18 protein-coding genes are annotated in these 18506 nt (G+C 63.7%); 17 read left to right on the top strand and 1 reads right to left on the bottom strand.

What is annotated here, in order from left to right:
- Window positions 1-405 precede the first annotated feature (405 nt).
- From sat to DAUD_RS05445, 3 genes are all read left to right on the top strand, one after another.
- Window positions 406-1668, top strand: coding sequence for a sulfate adenylyltransferase (gene sat, locus DAUD_RS05435; RefSeq protein WP_012302176.1), 1263 nt, complete (start codon window positions 406-408; stop codon window positions 1666-1668).
- Between the two features lie 30 nt (window positions 1669-1698).
- A complete protein-coding gene (locus DAUD_RS05440) occupies window positions 1699-2004 on the top strand; it encodes a DUF6955 family protein (protein ID WP_012302177.1) in 306 nt (101 codons plus the stop codon).
- Between the two features lie 151 nt (window positions 2005-2155).
- The gene (locus DAUD_RS05445) at window positions 2156-2338 is read left to right on the top strand and encodes a ferredoxin (protein WP_408609610.1); all 183 of its coding nucleotides are present in this window, start codon (window positions 2156-2158) and stop codon (window positions 2336-2338) included.
- A gap of 15 nt (window positions 2339-2353) precedes the next feature.
- On the opposite strand, the gene DAUD_RS05450 is transcribed toward DAUD_RS05445, so the two are convergent.
- Entirely contained in the window at window positions 2354-3121 is a 768-nt protein-coding gene (locus DAUD_RS05450) for a polysaccharide deacetylase family protein (protein ID WP_012302179.1), read from the bottom strand.
- An 86-nt stretch (window positions 3122-3207) separates the two neighbouring features.
- On the opposite strand from DAUD_RS05450, the gene DAUD_RS05455 reads away from it, so the two are divergent.
- The 14 genes from DAUD_RS05455 to lpdD all read left to right on the top strand — a co-directional run bounded on the left by DAUD_RS05455 (window position 3208) and on the right by lpdD (window position 18456).
- Complete coding sequence (locus DAUD_RS05455; protein ID WP_012302180.1) at window positions 3208-4377, top strand: glycosyltransferase family 4 protein; 1170 nt, start codon at window positions 3208-3210, stop codon at window positions 4375-4377.
- 31 nt (window positions 4378-4408) lie between these two features.
- Window positions 4409-6592 carry a hypothetical protein gene (locus DAUD_RS05460; RefSeq protein ID WP_012302181.1) on the top strand — a complete coding sequence of 728 codons (2184 nt, stop codon included), beginning with the start codon at window positions 4409-4411 and terminating at the stop codon, window positions 6590-6592.
- 5 nt (window positions 6593-6597) lie between these two features.
- A complete protein-coding gene (locus tag DAUD_RS05465) occupies window positions 6598-7362 on the top strand; it encodes a fumarylacetoacetate hydrolase family protein (RefSeq protein ID WP_012302182.1) in 765 nt (254 codons plus the stop codon).
- 119 nt (window positions 7363-7481) lie between these two features.
- Complete coding sequence (gene speD / locus DAUD_RS05470) at window positions 7482-7865, top strand: adenosylmethionine decarboxylase (protein WP_041571180.1); 384 nt, start codon at window positions 7482-7484, stop codon at window positions 7863-7865.
- A 259-nt stretch (window positions 7866-8124) separates the two neighbouring features.
- Window positions 8125-8874: a polyprenyl synthetase family protein gene (locus DAUD_RS05475; protein WP_012302184.1), complete on the top strand. Its 750-nt coding sequence runs from the start codon at window positions 8125-8127 to the stop codon at window positions 8872-8874.
- Window positions 8875-8878: 4 nt separating this feature from the next.
- Entirely contained in the window at window positions 8879-9625 is a 747-nt protein-coding gene (locus tag DAUD_RS05480) for a class I SAM-dependent methyltransferase (protein WP_012302185.1), read from the top strand.
- Between the two features lie 28 nt (window positions 9626-9653).
- The gene (locus DAUD_RS05485) at window positions 9654-10508 is read left to right on the top strand and encodes a UbiA-like polyprenyltransferase (protein WP_012302186.1); all 855 of its coding nucleotides are present in this window, start codon (window positions 9654-9656) and stop codon (window positions 10506-10508) included.
- 38 nt (window positions 10509-10546) lie between these two features.
- Complete coding sequence (gene mqnE, locus DAUD_RS05490; protein WP_166485126.1) at window positions 10547-11662, top strand: aminofutalosine synthase MqnE; 1116 nt, start codon at window positions 10547-10549, stop codon at window positions 11660-11662.
- An 8-nt stretch (window positions 11663-11670) separates the two neighbouring features.
- On the top strand, window positions 11671-12510 hold the full coding sequence (locus DAUD_RS05495; RefSeq protein ID WP_320408599.1) for a menaquinone biosynthetic enzyme MqnA/MqnD family protein: 840 nt from the start codon (window positions 11671-11673) through the stop codon (window positions 12508-12510).
- The gene (gene mqnC / locus DAUD_RS05500) at window positions 12503-13573 is read left to right on the top strand and encodes a cyclic dehypoxanthinyl futalosine synthase (RefSeq protein ID WP_012302189.1); all 1071 of its coding nucleotides are present in this window, start codon (window positions 12503-12505) and stop codon (window positions 13571-13573) included. The genes DAUD_RS05495 and mqnC overlap by 8 nt, the downstream gene beginning before the upstream one ends.
- 259 nt (window positions 13574-13832) lie before the next feature.
- Window positions 13833-14513 carry a DUF4198 domain-containing protein gene (locus tag DAUD_RS05505; protein ID WP_012302190.1) on the top strand — a complete coding sequence of 227 codons (681 nt, stop codon included), beginning with the start codon at window positions 13833-13835 and terminating at the stop codon, window positions 14511-14513.
- A 38-nt stretch (window positions 14514-14551) separates the two neighbouring features.
- On the top strand, window positions 14552-15973 hold the full coding sequence (gene selA, locus DAUD_RS05510) for an L-seryl-tRNA(Sec) selenium transferase (protein WP_012302191.1): 1422 nt from the start codon (window positions 14552-14554) through the stop codon (window positions 15971-15973).
- Window positions 15970-17877 carry a selenocysteine-specific translation elongation factor gene (gene selB / locus DAUD_RS05515; protein ID WP_012302192.1) on the top strand — a complete coding sequence of 636 codons (1908 nt, stop codon included), beginning with the start codon at window positions 15970-15972 and terminating at the stop codon, window positions 17875-17877. Before selA ends, selB begins: the two co-directional genes overlap by 4 nt.
- Window positions 17878-18042: 165 nt before the next feature.
- Complete coding sequence (gene lpdD / locus DAUD_RS05520) at window positions 18043-18456, top strand: prenylated flavin chaperone LpdD (protein ID WP_242647891.1); 414 nt, start codon at window positions 18043-18045, stop codon at window positions 18454-18456.
- The last annotated feature ends 50 nt before the right edge of the window (window positions 18457-18506 follow it).

Raw genomic sequence — 18506 nt, forward strand, 5'->3', positions numbered from 1 at the left:
AAAGGGCACGCCTTCACTAGCACGAGGTATTGTGCGTGACATAACGAGGCGTGCCTGCCAATTAACGCTGGAGCAGGGTATAACTGACAGGCAGCAAAGCCGTCTGATGTTTTGGCCCAATAGTTGTGCCAGGCCGGTGTTTAGCGTCAGCATGGCACCATGTCTCGTTAGTTGGTCAAAGTTGCTCAATGTGTCTTGACCGAGCCCCTGGAGTTTGGTATAGTGATTCTTAGAACAAGCGTATGTGTATACATCAATAAGTGACAAAAAGCGCAAATTATCGACTCCGCACGCGCTAATCCACTTGGGAGGTGATGTTTTCTAGTTTTTGCTATGATTTATTCCCCAAACCAACGTGTGTGCAGTGACGGGAGCAAATATTCGCAAAGGGAAAGGAGAAGAGGCATGAGTTTGATCGGGCACGGTGGAAAAGAAATTGTCGAACGCGTAGTGGATCCAAAGGAGGCAGTGGAAAAGATCCGCGGCCTCACCCAGATTCCTATCCGGGACCAGATCGCGCGAGAAGTGATCATGATTTCCTATGGGTTCTTTACTCCACTGGAGGGTTTTATGACCAAGGCCGACGTGGACGGCGTAGTCGAGAATATGCGCCTGGCCAACGGAGTCGTATGGTCTATCCCCATCGTCTTTGATATGTCGAGTGAGGAAATCGCCGCCAAGGGCATCAAAGAGGGGGACACTCTCCTCTTGATGTGCCAGAACCAGCCGTTTGCCACGTTGGACGTGGAGGAAATCTTCGACTACGATCTGAAGAAGATGGCCGCGAAGATCTACGGCACCGAGGACGACAAGCACCCGGGCTGCGCCCGGACTTACCGGTACGCCGACCGGTTCATCGGCGGGAAAGTCACCCTGGTCAACCCCCCGAAGATGAACGAGCCTTATGACGCGTTCTTCCTGACCCCGCGGCAGATGCGGGCCAAGATCGCGGAGAAGGGCTGGGAGCGGTGCGTCGCCCACCAGACCCGCAACGTGCCCCACAGCGGCCACGAGTGGCTGATGAAGCATTCCTGGATCGCCTGCCACGCCGACCAGCCGGTGGAGAAGACCATCACCGGGGTCGTGGTCAGCGCGGTCATGGGCGAGAAGCGTAAGGGCGACTATATCGATGAAGCGATCGTACTCACCCACGATGCCCTGAGAAAGTACGGCTACTTCCGGGAGGACGTGCACCTCACGTCGATCATTATGTGGGATATGCGTTACGCCGGCCCGAAGGAAGCCATTTTCCACGCCATCGTCCGGACCAACCTGGGCATCACCCACCACATGTTCGGCCGCGACCACGCCGGCGTGGGCAGTTACTACGATCCCTACGACGCGCACCGCATTTTCGACACCATCTCCAAGGAGGACCTGCGCATCACCCCGATCCGGGTGCTGGAGTGGTGGTACTGCCCGGTGTGCGGCGAGGTGACCTACAGCGGGCTCTGTGGGCACACCAAGGAGCGGCAGAACTTCAGCGGCACGGTAGTCCGGAGCATCATCCAGGACGGCGTGAAGCCGCCGCGGATCATCTTCCGCCCCGAAGTGTTCGACATCATCCTGGAAACGGCAGAAAAATACGGCTTTGGTTCTGCTTACGTGAACGACCAGTACCTGGCGCAGAGGCAGCCGCTGTTCACGGTGCCGCCGCTTGAACTCTAGTTAGTTTAGTTAAGGAGGTATTCAAAGAAGATGACCCATCACGAGGAGACCTTCCCGATCAACGTGTGGATCAACGAGGAAAGGTTCGCCAAGCTGCAGGCGGTGAAGCTGGGCGACCTGCCCGAGGAGGCGTTCGCCGGTCTCAAAGTGCTCCGCGTGCCGTGCACCGCCGCGCAGCGGGACAAGGTGCTGGCGGTCTTCCCGACGGCCAAGTTTGACAGCGCGACCACGAAGAGCATCGAGCAGTTGCCGAGGGACATCAAGGACAAGATCTTCGACCTGGTGGTGGAAAGGGGAAGCGTCGACATAATGGATGAGTTCCTGGCCAATTACTAGCTCTCCTGAACCCATAAAGCTTAGAACTGGGGAGCGGCCCGCGTCCGGGTGGAGCGGGCCGCGACCTTGTGCGGCCTGCATACTTTCCGCCGGTGCACGCCAGACTAGCCATGAAGTTTTCCCAAACGGTAGGAGGTGTCTGGCTTTGCAGGTGGAAGTCGATCCGGAACTCTGCATCAGCTGCGGGGTGTGCATCGAAATGTGCCCGGAGGTGTTCGACTGGGGCCACGAGGACAAGGCGGTGGCGGTCAAGGATGAAGTGCCCGACGACCTGGAGGAATGTGCCCACGAGGCCATGGAAGGCTGCCCGACCGAGGCGATCCTGGAACACTAGCCCGGTGAATTGCGTCTAATCCGGCCAAGGCTCCCCTGAAAGAGGGGAGTTTTCTTGTTGCGAACTCCCGGGGCCGGAAGGCTGGCCGCTCGCAAGCCGGGTGAGGAAGTCCGGGTGTTCGGCTTCGAGGAGGCGCACGAACTGGGCCCGGGTGGTGCGGCCGGTCACCCGCAGGCGCTTGACGGTGTGAGGATCGTCACCGGCCTCGACCCGGCCCTGCACGGTGGTGAAGGCCAGCCGGTATCCGGCCTCGACTACTGTTCGGACCGTGTGGTCGTTGAAATCCCCGTACGGGTAGCAGAAGTGGTGCACGGGAAGGCCGAGCTCTTTCGCCAAGGCGTCGCGCGCGCCGCGCACTTCGCGCTCGGCCCGGGCGGGCTCGACGGCGGTCAATTGGGGATGGTCCAGGGTGTGGGCGCCAATGGTCCAGCCGGCCGCAGCCAGGGTCCGGATTTCGTCCCAGCTCAACATTACATTCACGGGCTGCGTGTCGGCGTCGAAGTAATTGGTTCCTCCCACCGCGTTGGCCACCACGAAGACCGTGGCCACAAACCCGTACTCGCGCATGATCGGGTAGGCGCAGACGTAGTTGTCGCGGTACCCGTCGTCCAAGGTGATGAGCACCGGCTTCGGGGGCAGGGGCGCGCCATGATCCAGGTGCGCCCAGAGTTGGTCCGGGGCGATGGCGTTGTAGCCGCGGGAAGACAGGTAGGCCATCTGCCACTCGAATTTCCGGGGGTCGACGCGCAGTCCCCAGCCGCCCGTGGAACGGTCCGGGTTCACCTTCGTGTCCGCCTCCGGTGAGAATACGCCGGCCGGTGGGCGGGCAAATAGGAGACAGACGTTGCCGCGAAAAGGAGGGCGATAGGTTGGCCGAGCGGTTCGACGTGTTGCACGTCATCAGGCCCGCGGACGGGGGCATGAAAAACCACCTCCTGGCCCTGGCGCGCGGAATGCATAGGCTAGGCTTGAAGGTACTGGTGGCCGGTCCCGCACCCCTGCTCGCCGCCTTCCGGAAGGAGGGGCTGGCGGTGGCACCGGTGTGGATTGAACCCGGCCTTCGGGTGGACCGACAGATCGGTGCCCTGCGACACCTGGTCCGACTGGCCCGGACCCACCAGGTGACGGTGCTGCATGCTCACGCGGCCGCGGCGGCGCTGGCGGCCTGCCCGGCGGGGCGCCTCGCCGGAGTGCCGGCGGTGGTGGTGACGATGCACGGGTCAATTAGGCTGGGGGGCGTGTGGCGGCAGCGCGCCGGAATCGCGGCGCAGAAAGCCGTGCTCCGGTGGTCCCACCGGATAATCTGCGTCGCGGAACACGTGCGCGCCGAGTTGCTTGAACTCGGACTGGTGCGGCCGGACCGGGCGGTGACCGTGTACAACGGGATCGACCAACCGGTCCCACGTTCCGGAGAGGCGGAGGCGCTGCGCCGGGAACTCGGACTGCCGGCGGACCGTCCGGTGGTGGGTACCGCAGCGCGCCTCGCTCCGCAAAAAGGGGTGGAATACCTCTTGCGGGCCGCGGCCGTGTTGCGAGACGAGGGCCGTCCGGTCGCTCTGGTGATCGCCGGCGACGGGCCACTAAAGGCACCGCTCGAGAAAATGTCCCGGGCACTCGGGGTGGACACGCGGTTTCTGGGACACCGCCCGGACGTGGCCGGCCTCTTGCAATTGTTCGACGTATTTGTGCTCCCTTCGGTCACCGAGGGCCTGCCGCTGGTGGTGCTCGAGGCGATGGCCGTCGGATGCCCGGTGGTGGCCACCAAGGTCGGGGGGGTGCCGGAAGTTGTGGAGGACGGCCGGACGGGCCGGCTGGTGCCGGCCGGTGATCCGGAGGCGCTGGCTCAGGCGGTGGCGGACACTCTGCGGGACCGGGCGGGAGCGCAAGTCATGGCGGCCGCAGCCGGCGAACGCGTGCGGCACCTTTTTACCCACGACCGGATGGTGCGGCGGATCCTGGCGGTCTACCGCGACGCCCTGGCGGCCGAGGGGAAAGGCTGTTTGGGTGTTGTTTTTTCCCAGGACGGTGCATTAGAATGAGTAGAGCCGGTGATGGAGAAGAGGTGCGTCCTTGAGAATTCCGGGGCTGGGTCTGGTGGCGGCCCTGTTGCTCTTCACGGCCCTTTTTGGAGCCCACCCGGCAGCCGCTGCCGAAGGACGGGTCGTAATGGTGGTCATCGACCGCATGAGTCTGAACGACCTGGGGACCGGGGCGTTTGATACCATTGTGCCGCAGGCCGCACTCGGACTCATGAATACGAACTCGGGCGGTATTCGGAACGTTGAGAACACCCATGCTTCCATCGGGGCGGGCAGCCGGATCGTGGCCACGGGGGCCGGTTTTCTAGCCTTTGAGGTCGACGAGTGGGTGCAGCGTATTCCGGCGGGAGAGGAATACGCCCGCCGGACCGGGGTCACGGCTCCGGACGGGAGCGTGGTTCATCTGGGCATCGCCCGCATTTGGGACCTTACCCGGGCGCTCCCCTACCAGGCGGAGGTCGGTGCCCTGGGCACAACGCTCCGGACCAACGGGCTGGTGACCGGGGTGCTCGGCAACGCGGATTGGGACGGCATCCCGCGGCGTCCGGCGGCTATGATCGCCATGGACGGGCGGGGACTCGTGGACTGGGGCGTGATCGGTGACGAGACGCTCACCACGGACTCCCAGTTTCCCGGGGGGGTGCGCACCGATTACGAGCGGTTGTTTGCCGCGTTTCGGGAGTCCACCGGAGTCGACTTTCTGGTGATTGAATTGGGCGACCTTTCCCGGCTGGACGAGGCCAGGCCGAACGTGCTTCCGGACGTCCTGGCGGGGTTGCGGGCGGCCTCCCTGGGGCGGTGTGCGGAATTCGTCGAGCGGGTGCGGCGGGAGCTGGTTCCCGAGCGGGATCTTCTGCTGGTCGTGTCCCCGACACCCCCGGCGGTGGACATCACGGCTGGCAACACCTTGAGCCCGGTCCTGATGATCGGGCCCGAGGGTAGCGGCACCATCACGTCTTACTCCACCAGGCGCGAGGGCATCGTCAACAACATCGACCTTGCCCCCACCGTGATGCGGTTTCTGAACGTGGACGCGCCGGTGAAGATGACCGGGCGGCCGCTCGCCGTTATTCCGGGTGCGGCCGACCTCGCCGGGCTCCAGGCGCTGAACCGCCAACTGGTACTCACCCACAACGTCCGCGTGCCGATCATCAAGACCTACATGACCATCCAGATCGCCGTGGTAATCGCTGCCCTGCTCACCATTCTCTTCCGGGAGATCGGCATCGTGCGGCGTGAATACTTGCAGGCCCTACTGCTCGTGATTATGAGTTTCCCGCTGGCTGCGCTCCTGCTGCCGCTCTTGCCGCAGCCGGGACCGGTGTGGGTGGGTGTGGAGATTGTGGCGGTCACCCTGGCGGTAGGGGCGGCGGCGATCCGGATGAGCCGGCATACGGCGGTGGGTGCGTTTGCCTTCCTGGGTGGGCTCACGGCTCTGGCGATTCTGATTGACCTGTTCCTGGGAGCACCCCTGCAAAAGTTTTCGCTTTTAAGCTATGACCCGCTGGGCGGGGCCCGGTTCTACGGCATCGGCAACGAGTTCATGGGGGTCTTGATCGGGGCGGTGATCCTGACCGCAGTATGCAGCCTGACCCTTACGCCGCACCGGTTCCGTGGCCCGGTTCTGGGCGGCGCCGGCGCGCTGTTCTTGATCACCCTGTTCGCGGTAGCGAACCCCGGGATCGGCGCGAACATGGGCGGCACCATCACGGCGTTGGTCGCCTTCCTGGTGACTATACTCTTGCTCTTGCACGTGCGTTTCACCCGGCGGCTGATTCTGGCGAGCGCCGGCGGGGCGTTCCTCTTCCTGGCCGGGCTGACGGCGCTGGAATTCATGCGGGGCGCTGAACAGCAGTCGCACATTGGGCGGGCGGCGCGGCTGGTGTTCGGGGGCGATCTGGAGAGCGGCCTTCAGGAGGCCTATAACATCGTCAAACGTAAAGTTTCTATGAATCTCAAACTTTTGCGCTATACCATTTGGAGCCGGGTGTACCTGGCCAGCTTGGGCGGGCTGATTCTCCTGTTCTACCGCCCTATCGGCCGCATGCAGACGTTCCGGGACCAGTACCCCTACGTGTTCAAGGGGCTAGTGGGCATCGCCGTCGGCAGTGTGGTGGCGCTTATATTCAATGATTCCGGAGTGGTGGCCTCGGCCACGGTGATGATGTTTGGGGCTCCGCCGCTTTTGTACCTGTTCCTGGAGGAGGAGGGCTAGCCGAGGTGCTTTTGGGCCGGTTTGCACGCGGGGATGAAACCTTCTACGGCCGGTTGAAGGCAGATGGGACGGTGGTCCGGCTAGACGGCGGTCTTGATTCGGAATGGGCCAACGGTAGGGTGTATGGGCCGGGTGAGGTCCGAGCGCTGGCTCCCTGCACCCCGTCCAAGATCGTGTGCGTGGGGCTGAACCACCGGGAACACGCCCGGGAGCTGAACCATCCCCTTCCCGAAGAGCCCGTCCTGTTCTTGAAACCGCCCAGCGCCGTGATCGGTCCCGGAGAGGAGATCCTGCTCCCGCCCCAGTCGGCGCGCGTGGACTACGAGGCCGAGCTGGCCCTGGTGATTAGGCGGCGCGCGGTGAATCTTGACCCAGAACGGGCGGCGGAATACATTTTCGGCTATACCGCGGCCAACGACGTCACGGCCCGGGACCTGCAGCAAAAGGACGGGCAGTGGACGCGGGCCAAGTCGTTTGACACCTTCTGTTCCCTGGGTCCGTATATTGTAGCGGGGCCACCGCCGGAGCAGATCAAGGTGGCCCTTTATCTGAACGGGGAACAGCGGCAGAGTGCCTGCATCACTGACCTGATCTTTGGTCCGGCGGCCCTGGTAAGCTTTGTATCTCGGGTGATGACCCTGGAACCGGGGGACGTGATCCTGACCGGCACCCCCGCCGGGGTGGGCCCCTTGCGGGTCGGCGACCGGGTGGAGGTGGAGGTTGGAGACGTGGGACGACTGGTAAACGTAGTCGCCACTAGACGACCTTAGATGGCGGAATTAGCCGAATCAGGCCAAAAATTCTGTTGACAAACCCGCCGTATATGTTAGAATTTATTTCGTTGGATTTAACTAACAAATTCTAATCCAGAAGGGGGAAGATAATGACGATGAAACCCATGGGGCGGCACATACTTGCAGAAATCTACGGATGCGACTTCAACGTACTGAATGATCTCAAGAAAGTGGAAGAGATAATGGTCAACGCAGCACTAGCAGCCGGAGCCGAAGTCAGGGAGTGTGTGTTTCACAAGTTCAGCCCCCAGGGAGTCAGTGGAGTGGTCGTGATTTCCGAATCCCACCTCACCATCCATACCTGGCCCGAGTTGGGTTACGCGGCCGTAGACGTTTTCACCTGCGGTGATCGGGTCGATCCCTGGGACGCGTGCAACTACTTGTGCAGCCGCTTCAACGCCCAGCAAATTAAAGCGGAAGAAACTGTTAGAGGAATCATTCCGGATTCCCTGCCCGAATTAAAAGCGGTTAATCATTAGGGGGGATATTTATTAGTACCAAGCCGCATAGGGATGGAGACACTTGAATGGGCCTTGCAACTCCGAAAGGAACACTGCAGGGCCGATTTGTTTTTATGGTGGCAAGGAACCCCTCAACGAGCCATGATCACCGCAAAGGTTTTCTGTTTGAAACGGTTTATTTCCGCCCATTCTGTATAAGTTTACTAGGAGGAGATGTTCGGAAGAGCACGAATTTTCTCTATATCAGGGGAACCTCATACGGAGGTTTTAGTATTTCGTGACCTTGAAACTCTTTGATTCCATCCGGTCCGATCTGGAAGAAGTGCACCGGGTTACCGACGTGACCGACCGGTTTCCGGTGGCTGAGCACCACAACATTTACACCCTGTTGGAGTTGCCGCCGCTCGAGGTTGACCTGCGGCCGGCGGTGGTGCTCCTGACGGGCCGGCTGTTCAACTGTGTACGCGCCAAGCTGGTCGCCCTGGCGGCGATGGTCCAGCTGTTGTTCCTGAGTGTGCGGGTCCACCAGCAGGTGGACGAGGGCGGCGGTCCGGGCAACGACCGCACGCGGTTGGCCGTGCTGATCGGGGATTACTATCTAGGGCGGTTTTTCGGCCTGGTCGGTTCGAGCGGTCTGACGGGGGTGCTGTTACCGTTGTCGGAGGCGGTGTGCCGGATCCACGACGGGGCGATTGCGCGAATCCATTTGTGTGCCACTCCTGCGTTGGTCATGGACGCCGTGCGGCAGGAGACGGCCGAGTTGATCGCCCAGGCGTGTGTGATCGCGGGCCTGGAAGGGGATGCCCCGGAAGGGGCGCGCGAAGAGTTGTTCCGCTACGGTTATAACCTGGGTATGGGCTACGGTCTCACGGACCGGGGCTTGAAGGACGACGCCCGGCATTATCTGGAGGAGGTCCGGATCTGGCTGGCGGGGCTTCCGCCTGGCGCGTCGCGGGACGCGCTTGACGGCTTGGTCACCCACCTGTTAGACTTGCCGGGACGGTCCCTGGCCGGGGCCGGGGGATGAGGCGGTGACCGGCCTGACGCAAGAGCCCGGCGATTCTCCGGAAGCGAAGGCCGAGGCCGTCCGGGCCATGTTCGCCTCGATCGCCCACCGGTACGACCTGTTGAACAGTGTGTTGAGCCTGAACCAGGACCGTTACTGGCGTAGCTGCGCGGCTGCGGCGTGCGGCCTGAAACCCGGTGACCGGGCGCTGGACGTTGCCTGCGGTACGGGGCTTTTAGCCCTGGAACTGGCCCGGCTTGTCGGCCGGGAAGGGCGGGTGGTGGGGCTTGATTTCTGCCCCGAGATGCTGGCCCGGGCCCGGGAGAACCTGGAACGCACACCGCTGGGGGAAGTGGTCGAGCTGGCCGCCGGCGAGGCCACTGACCTGCCGTTTCCGGACCACAGCTTTGACGCGGCCGCGATCGGTTTCGCCCTGCGTACGGTACCCGACCTGGAGCAGACCATCGCCGAGATGGTGCGGGTGGTGCGGCCGGGCGGGAGAGTGGTCAGCCTGGAGCTGGCCAAACCGGAACTCCCGGTACTGAAGCAGGCTTACTCCCTGTACCTGCATCGGGTGGTGCCCCTGATCGGCCGGTTGGGGGTGGGTTTTTCGGGACCCTACGATTTCCTGTCTGCGTCTCTGGAACACTTTCCGCACCAGGCCCAGATCCGGGACTTGTTTGTGCGGCTGGGACTGGTGGACGCACAATATTCGAAACTCACCGGCGGGATTGTGGCCGTGCAGGCCGGGACGAAACCCCGGCCGAGTTAGGCCCGAAAAGGAGCTTTTTTAAGCGGCGATGTTGCAGCGCGTGGTCATCGTGGCCCAGATGATTCGTTTCGAGCACACGGTGTTCGCCCTTCCGTTCGCCTATATCGGCGCTCTGCTGGTGGAGCACCGCATTCCCAGCGGGCACGACCTGTTGTGGATTACCCTGGCCATGGTCGGGGCGCGCACCGGGGCGATGTCGTTGAACCGGATCATTGACCGGCAAATCGATAAGGCCAACCCCCGCACCGCCGACCGGGCGCTGCCGCGGGGAATCCTGTCGGTGGCTGAGGTCTGGGTATACGCCGTGCTTTCTTTCATCCTGCTGGGGCTGGCGGCCATGCAATTAAGCCCGCTGGCCGCGAAGCTTTTCCCGCTCGCGGTGTTTATCCTGGCCGGCTATTCGTACACCAAACGGTTCACCTGGGCCTGTCACCTCTGGCTGGGATTGGCGCTGGGCATCACTCCGGTGGCGAGCTGGATCGCGATCGCGAACGGCTTCACCCTGGCCCCTGTGCTGCTGGGCCTGGGGGTGGTGTTCTGGGTGGCCGGTTTTGACATCATCTACGCCTGCCTGGACTACGATTTCGACCGTGAACACAGGATTCACTCCATCCCAGCGCGCTTCGGGATCGTCAGGGCCCTCCGGGTCGCGCAGGCTTTCCACGTCCTGGCGCCAGTACTGTTTGCGGCGGCCGGGTTGATGCTGGGGCTGGGAACGTTCTACTTCATCGGGGTAGGGATCGCGGCGGGACTCTTGATGTACGAGCACATGATCGCCGACCCCGTGAACCCGGCACGGATCAACGTCGCCTTCTTCCACGTAAACGTGGTGCTTTCATTAACGATGTTTGTCTTTACGCTGGCTGATGTGTTAATCAGTTAGCAAAGGCTTGTTGTAACCTTAAATAACACCGGTCGGGAATGATTGGCTTGGACTTCTGGTTCGTGGACGATAGGCTCGAAGCGGTTGCCGGGAAGGTGCGGAATGGTGAGCGGCTCGGGTTGGAGGACGGGGTGATCCTTTTCCGGTCCCCGGACCTGATCGGAGTCGGGCAGCTGGCCGACGCCGTCCGGCGCAAGAAACACGGCGACCGGGTATACTTCGTGGTGAATCGGCACATCAACCACACCAACATCTGCGTGAACGGTTGCCGGTTTTGCGCTTTCGGCAAGGAGCCGGGCGAGCCGGGCGGCTACGTGATGTCCCTGGACGAGATCGAGGCCCGGGCCCGCGAATCCTGGGCACTCGGCATCTCCGAAGTGCACGTCGTTGGGGGTCTGCACCCCGACCTGAACCTGGACTACTACCGGGAGATGCTCACCCGGCTCCGGAACACCGTCCCCGGCGTGATCATCCAGGCCCTGACCGCGGTCGAGGTGGACTACCTAGCCGGCCTGCACGGGCTTGAGCTGGAGGATGTACTTACCGAACTCCGGGCGGCTGGCCTTGATTCCCTGCCTGGCGGCGGGGCCGAGGTTTTCGCCCCCCGGGTGCGGGAGTCGGTCTGCCCGAAAAAGATCAGCGGTGCACGGTGGCTCGCCGTACACGAGACGGCGCACCGGCTGGGCATCCGCACCAACGCCACCATGCTCTACGGGCATGTGGAAACGCTGGAGGAGCGAGTCGAGCACCTCCTACAACTGCGGGAACTTCAGGATCGGACCGGGGGCTTTCAGGCTTTCATCCCGCTGGCCTTCCACCCGTGGAACACCGCCCTCGAACCGGAGGTGCCCGCCGGCACTACCGGGTACGACGATCTGAAAATGCTGGCGGTGGCGCGGCTCATGCTCGACAACTTCGACCACATCAAGGCCTTCTGGGTGATGATCGGACCCAAGCTGGCCCAGATTTCCCTAAACTTCGGGGTCAACGACATCGACGGCACGGTGGTCGAGGAACGAATCACCCGCGCGGCCGGTGGGCAGACGGCCCATGGTCTGGAGCGCGGGGAACTCTTGCGGCTCATCCGGGCGGCGGGCCGGGTGCCGGTGGAACGCGATACGTTGTATAACGTGGTCAGGGAGGATTTCGCCTGATAACGCCGATCCGCCTGGGACAGGTGGACTACCTTAACTGCCTGCCCATCTACTACGCTTTTGAACGGGGTCTGGTCGACGTGCCCGCCGAACTGGTGAAGGGCCCGCCCACACGGCTGAACGGGCTTTTATTGCGCGGGGAACTGGAGATCACGCCGCTCTCCAGCATCGAGTACGCCCGGCACCCGGACCGCTGCTTGATCGTTCCCGGCCTCTCGATCAGTTCGGACGGTCCGGTGGGGAGCATCTTTTTGATGAGCAAAGTGCCGCTGACCGAGTTGGATGGGAAAAAGGTGTGCCTGCCGGATACCTCGGCCAGCGCCGCGGCTTTGTTGAAAATCTTGTTCCATCATTACTACCACGTGGACGTGCAGTTTGAAACCACGGCTTCGGACCTGGAGCAAATGCTGGCCCGGGCGGACGCCGCCCTGCTGATCGGGGACGAGGCCCTGGCCGCCTATCTGCACGTGAGGAACACCGGGGCGCCGCTCGTGGTGGTCGACCTCGGGGAGGCCTGGAAGAAGTTCACCGGGGAGCGGATGGTTTTCGCCGTCTGGGTGGTCCGGCGCGATTACGCCTTGGAGCGTCCTCAGGAAACCGACGGGCTGGTGGCCGCGCTGCAGCGGGCCCGGGAGATCGGCATCCGGGAGCGCGAAGCGGTGCTGGACCTGGCCGTGCACCGGACGGGCCTCCCCCGGGACTTTGTGGCGGACTACTTGAAACTGGTCCGGTACGACTTCGACGCCGAATACCAGCGGGGGCTTTTGACTTTCTACGACTACGCGTACAAAACGGGCCTGACCGAGGAACGGGTGCGGCTCGCCATCTGGGGGGAACACCTTGCCTGAACTGCGGGACGTCCTTGAAAAGGCGGCGGCTGGCAGGCGGCTCTCGGAGGAGGAGGGTACGGCCCTGCTGGAATCGGCCGACCTCCTGGACGTGGGCCGGGCGGCGGACCTGGCGCGGCGGCGGCGGCACCCGGAGGGGCGTGTCACCTTTGTGATCGACCGGAACATCAACTACACCAACGTTTGTGTGTCGGCCTGCCGTTTTTGCGCGTTTTACCGTTCCCCGGACGCCCCGGACGCCTACGTGCTGTCCGTGGAGGAGATCATTGAGAAGATCGGGGAACTGGTGCGGCTGGGCGGAACGCAGGTACTGATCCAGGGAGGGCTCCACCCGGAACTCGGGCTGGAGTACTACATCGGAATGCTTGAGGCCGTCAAGGCGCGCTTTGACGGCCTGCAGGTGCATTCGTTCTCGCCGCCGGAGATTGTACATCTGGCCCGCCGGGAAGGGCTTTCGGTGCGTACGCTTTTGGCGGCCCTGCGGGCGGCGGGCCTGGATTCGGTGCCCGGAGGCGGTGCCGAAATCTTGGTGGACCGGGTGCGGCGCCTGATCAGTCCCCGCAAGATCTCCTGGCGGGAGTGGATGGACGTTATGTATGCCGCCCACGAGCTGGGAATGCGTACCACGGCCACCATGATGTTCGGCACGGTGGAAACGCCGGCCGAGCGGGTCCGCCACCTGGTCCGCCTGCGGGAAGCCCAAGACCGCACCGGCGGGTTCACCGCCTTCATCCCCTGGAGCTACCAGCCTCCCAACACCGAACTCGGAGGGGAAGCCGCCGGGAGTCACGAGTACCTTAAAGTGCTGGCCGTGTCGCGCCTTATGCTGGACAACTTTCCGAACGTGCAGGCCTCGTGGGTCACCCAGGGGCCGAAAGTGGCCCAGGTGGCGCTTTCCTTCGGCGCAAACGACTTCGGCGGAACAATGCTCGAGGAAAACGTGGTCCGGGCGGCGGGAGCGGCGCACTGCGTGCCGCTGGCCGAGATCATCCGGATGATCCGCGACGCGGGTTTTGTCCCGGCGCAGCGGACCACCGAATACCGGATTCTGCGCGAATTCTAAAGCGATTGTACACCGGCGCGGCCGCCGGGTTAAACTGTAGGGAGGGACGGGAATCCAGAATCCAGAAGGAGCGGAAGGATCTAAAGCTGGCCCCAGGCGTCTTTTCCAGGTACTGCCGGGCTTGTCCGGCTTTGGGCCGGACAGAGCGGTGACCAAAATACCGAGTCCGACGTTCTGTTTCTCATTCTGGATTCCGGCTTCCAGCTTCTGGATGGTTCTCATTCTGGATTCTGGATTCTGAATTCTAGGAGGAATGCTTGTGGCTCCGCACAACATTTGGCTCGACTGCGCCCAGTGGGTGTCCGTGGGAAAAACCGTCGCCTGCCGGTTCCAGTACGGTCACCACATGGAGGCGCAGGGCAAGGCGAGTCCCGGACGCGCCCGCCTGTGGGTCGCGGCGCCCGGCGGGGAACCGGTGGAGTTGGCCCTGGTGGAAGACGGCGAAACCCTGTCAGCTGAATTCAGCCCTACGGTGCGCGGGGTCTACGCGCTCCTCGGGGAGTATGATCCGGGGGTCTGGTCGGTCACCACGGACGGCCGGCACCTTCCGGGCGCGGCCGGGGAACAGGCCGGGGAGGAAGTGGTCCGGACTATCAGCTACGGCCATTTCGCCAAGCGGCTGGTGTTCGTCGAAAAGGACACACCCTGGCCCGGATCGTTCGGGCGGGAGATGGAAATCGTGCCCCTGCAGCCTGCGGGGAGGGAGCAGGAAATCCTGATCCAGTACCGGGGTCGGCCCCTCGGCGGAGTCAAAGTGTACGTGCACGGCCGCGGACGGGCCGGGGCGCGCTACGGAGTGACGGGCCCGGACGGGAAGGTGGAGTTCGGGCTCCCGGCCGGCGAGTGGCTGTTGCTCGCACGTCATGAGTCGCCGGGCACAGCTGCGGACGGGGCAAACGTGCGCGTGACCAGCGCGGTGCTCGCCCTTACCCGGTCCTAGGAGGGCTTACAGAGAAAAGGCGGGAGGTGGCGGCGGTTTTGGAGTTGAACACGGGAGATGTGATGCGCAGGCTCCCCGCGGTGGATGAACTGCTGCGGGAGCCGGAGCTGGAGATGCTTCTGGCGGAACACCCCCGCGCGCTCGTGGTGGCTGCGGTCCGCGAAGTCTTGCAGCAGTGGCGGGAGACGGTGCGCGCGGAGCCGGAACGGGTGCCCGGCAGCCGAGAGGAGTTGGCGGCCGCGATCGTCCAAGAGGTAACGATAACCGTGCGCGCCAAGGCGCGTCCGGCCTTGCGGCGGGTAATTAACGCGACCGGTGTGGTGCTGCACACCAACCTGGGACGGGCGGTCCTTTCGGACAAGGCGCTGCGGGCGGTGCATGAGGCGGCCGCCCATTATTCCAACCTGGAGTTCAACTTGGAGACCGGCAGGAGAGGTTCACGCTACGCACTGGTGGAGGATTTGCTGAAGCTTTTGACCGGGACCGAATCCTGCTTGGTGGTGAACAACAACGCCGCGGCCGTACTGCTCGCCCTGAGCACTCTGGCGGCGGGCCGGGAGGTTATCGTATCCCGGGGCCAGTTGGTGGAGATCGGCGGCTCCTTCCGAATCCCAGAGGTCATGAAACAGAGCGGGGCCCGTCTGGTGGAGGTCGGGGCCACGAACAAAACCCATCTTCGCGACTACCGGGACGCAATCACGTCTGAGACGGCGCTCCTATTACACGTACACGCGTCCAATTACCGGATCGTTGGTTTCACCCATGAGGTCGGCCTGGAGGAACTGGTCGCCCTGGGCCGGGAGCACGGGCTGCCGGTGATGTCCGACCTGGGCAGCGGTTTTCTGGTAGACTTAAGCCGGTTCGGTTATCCCTACGAACCGACGGTGCAGGAGACCGCGGGCGCCGGGGTGGACGTGGTCACCTTCAGCGGGGATAAACTTTTGGGAGGGCCGCAGGCCGGAATCATCGTGGGCCGGCGCGAGGTTGTGGACCGGATGAAGAAGAACCCGCTCACCCGCGCGGTGCGGGTCGACAAGATGACCCTGGCGGCCCTGGAGGCGACGCTCCGGGAGTACCTGGACCCTGAGGGGGCCCTGGAACGGATCCCGACGCTCAGGATGCTCTCCGTCGGAGCCGTTGTGCTGGCGGAAAAGGCCCGGCGGCTGGCCGGACTCCTGGGGGCGGCCCTAGGGGACCGGGCCGAAGTCGGGGTGGAGGAGGACTTTTCCCAGGTGGGCGGCGGCGCCCTGCCCACCGCCCAGCCGAAGACCGTCCTGGTGACCGTGCGGCCGAAAGCCCTGTCGTTGACCGAGTTGACGGCCCGGTTGCGCGCGGCGGACCCGGCGGTGGTGGGCCGGGTGCAGGAAGAGCGGCTCTGCCTTGATCCCCGGACCATCGCCGAAGACGAATTTGTCCTGCTGACCGGCACGCTGGACCGGGTGCTGGGGGTGCCGCAATGAATTACCTGGTCATCGGGACGGCGGGTCACGTCGACCACGGGAAGACCCAGCTCATCAAGGCGCTCACCGGGATCGACACCGACCGCCTCCGGGAAGAGAAGGAGCGCGGGATTTCGATCGAACTGGGTTTCGCCTACATGGACCTCCCGGACGGGAGACGGGCCGGAATTGTGGACGTGCCCGGCCATGAACGTTTTGTAAAACAAATGTTGGCGGGGATCAGCGGGATCGACCTGGTACTGCTGGTAATCGCCGCCGACGAGGGAGTGATGCCCCAGACCCGCGAGCACATGGATATCATTCAGCTTCTGGACATCGAGCGCGGCATCGTGGTCCTGAACAAGGTCGACCTGGTGGAACCCGACTGGCTGGAACTGGTGGAGGAAGATGTGCGCGCCTTTCTGGCCGGCAGCGTGCTGGAGGACGCGCCGGTGCTAAGGGTGTCGGCAGTAACCGGGGAGGGGTTGCCCGCACTCCGGGAAACCATCGGCATGCTGACGGCCGGGCTCCGAGAGCGGACCGGGGCGGGCCCGGCGCGCCTGCCGATCGACCGGGTCTTTTCGATCACCGGTTTCGGCACGGTGGTCACGGGGACCCTGGTTTCCGGTTCTCTGAAACTAGGGGACCCGGTCGAGGTGCTGCCGCCGCGGCTGGTTTCCCGGGTGCGCACGCTCCAGGTGCACAATCAGAAGGTGCAGAAGGCCGGTCCCGGGCAGCGCGTGGCGGTGAACCTGGTCGGCCTGGAGACCCAGGAAATCAACCGGGGGGACGTGCTGGCTTCGGCCGGTTTCTTCAAGCCTACTCGCCGCCTGGACGTGCGGCTGTTTCTGCTGGGGAATACGCCCCGTCCCCTCAAAAACCGGGCTCGGGTGCGGTTCCACCTAGGTGCAGCCGAGATCCTGAGCCGGGTGCTGCTCTTGGACCGGGACGAGTTGGCGCCCGGGGAGGAGTGCTACGCACAGGTGATCCTGGAGGCGGAGTCTGTCGCCGAGCGGGGGGATCGATTCGTGATCCGCTCCTACTCTCCGATGCGCACCATCGGCGGCGGGCGGGTAATTGACGCCAACCCCCCGCGGCACAAGCGGAACCAGCCGCAGGTGCTGGATCGGCTGGCCACCCTGGAAAAAGGGAATCCGGGCGAGTTGATCAGCCAGTTCCTGCAGGGCGGTCCCGCACCCCTGAACGAGAACGAAGTCGCCCAGGGCACAGGGCTCGAGCCGGATACGGTCGCGGCGGTGTGCCGGGAACTGGAGGCGGGTGGTGCCTTGCGCCGGCTGCCCGGCGGGGGATTATTGGCCCACACGGACGACTACCGGCGCTGGGAGCGGGCGGTGATCGGAATACTCAAGGATTATCACGGGCGATACCCGCTGCGGGAGGGCCACCCCCGGGAGGAACTCCGTTCCCGGGCGTTCACCGGGTTTGCCACGGCCAGGTTCCAAGACTTTCTGCAGGCCCTGGAGGCCGACGGAGTGGTGACCCTCTACCCCCAGAGCGTCGCCCTCAGAGAGTTCGCCGGGCGGGAGTTGCCGGAGAAAGCCAGGAAAACGCTGGCGGAGATGGAAGGCCTGTTCCGCGTCGGCGGGATGCAGCCGCCGACCACGGCGCAGGTCCTGGAGAAACTGGGGCTCCCGGAACCGGAGGGCCAGGAATATTTGCACCACCTGATCCGCGCGGGAACGCTGGTCAAGATCGACAATGAGTGGTGTTTTCACGTGGAGGCGGTGGAGGAGGCCAGAAGGCGGATCGGGGATTACCTGGCCGAACACGAGGGCCTCTCTGTCGGGGAGGCGCGGAATCTCCTGGGGACATCCCGCCGGTACACTCTGCCGCTCCTGGAGCATTTTGACCGGGTGCGGTACACCAAGCGGCTTGGGGATCTGCGGGTGCTGGTTAGAAAGTAAGGGCGCCCCGGCGGGCGCCCCGTGTGCTCTCCGTTATGACTACTGCTGCTCCCGCCCTTCCACGACTTCATGCAGTTTATGTCCGACGGTAATTTGCAGGGTGCCTCCTTGTTTCGGATTGGATTTGTAGATACATTGCCCGGTAAGGAGCCGATTTATTTAACGATGAATGCGGAATCAATCAGGCGGGTCGAGGCGTGCGCCGGTACAGGGCGGCACGTGGTGCGCGCCGCGGCCACCGTCACCCCGGACGGGGTGATCGTGGAGCTTCTGGGCGGTGAGCGCCCCCACGTCGGGGCGGTGGCCCTCGGCATGCCGCGCCCGAGCCTGGAGGACCCTTCGCGAGTCAGCAGCAACGTGGCGGTCGTGCCGGTACTGGGTCACAAGGATGACGAGGTAGCCCGGCCGGCCGCCGCCCGAGCGGCCCAGGAACTGAACCGGATCGTGGTGGTGGTCGCTGGGCTGCACGTGGACCGGGCGGGACCGGACGATATCAAGCTGCTGGTTAAGAATGCCGGAACGGCCCTGGACAGACTCATCGAATTGGTAAGACAAGCCTCCGGAGGCAGCGCGTGCTAAGGTTTTCCAATATTTACGGTCTGGAAAACGGAAGAAAATCAGGTATAATG

It is taken from the genome of Candidatus Desulforudis audaxviator MP104C (genome assembly GCF_000018425.1).
Taxonomy (GTDB): Bacteria; Bacillota; Desulfotomaculia; order Desulfotomaculales; family Desulforudaceae; genus Desulforudis; species Desulforudis audaxviator.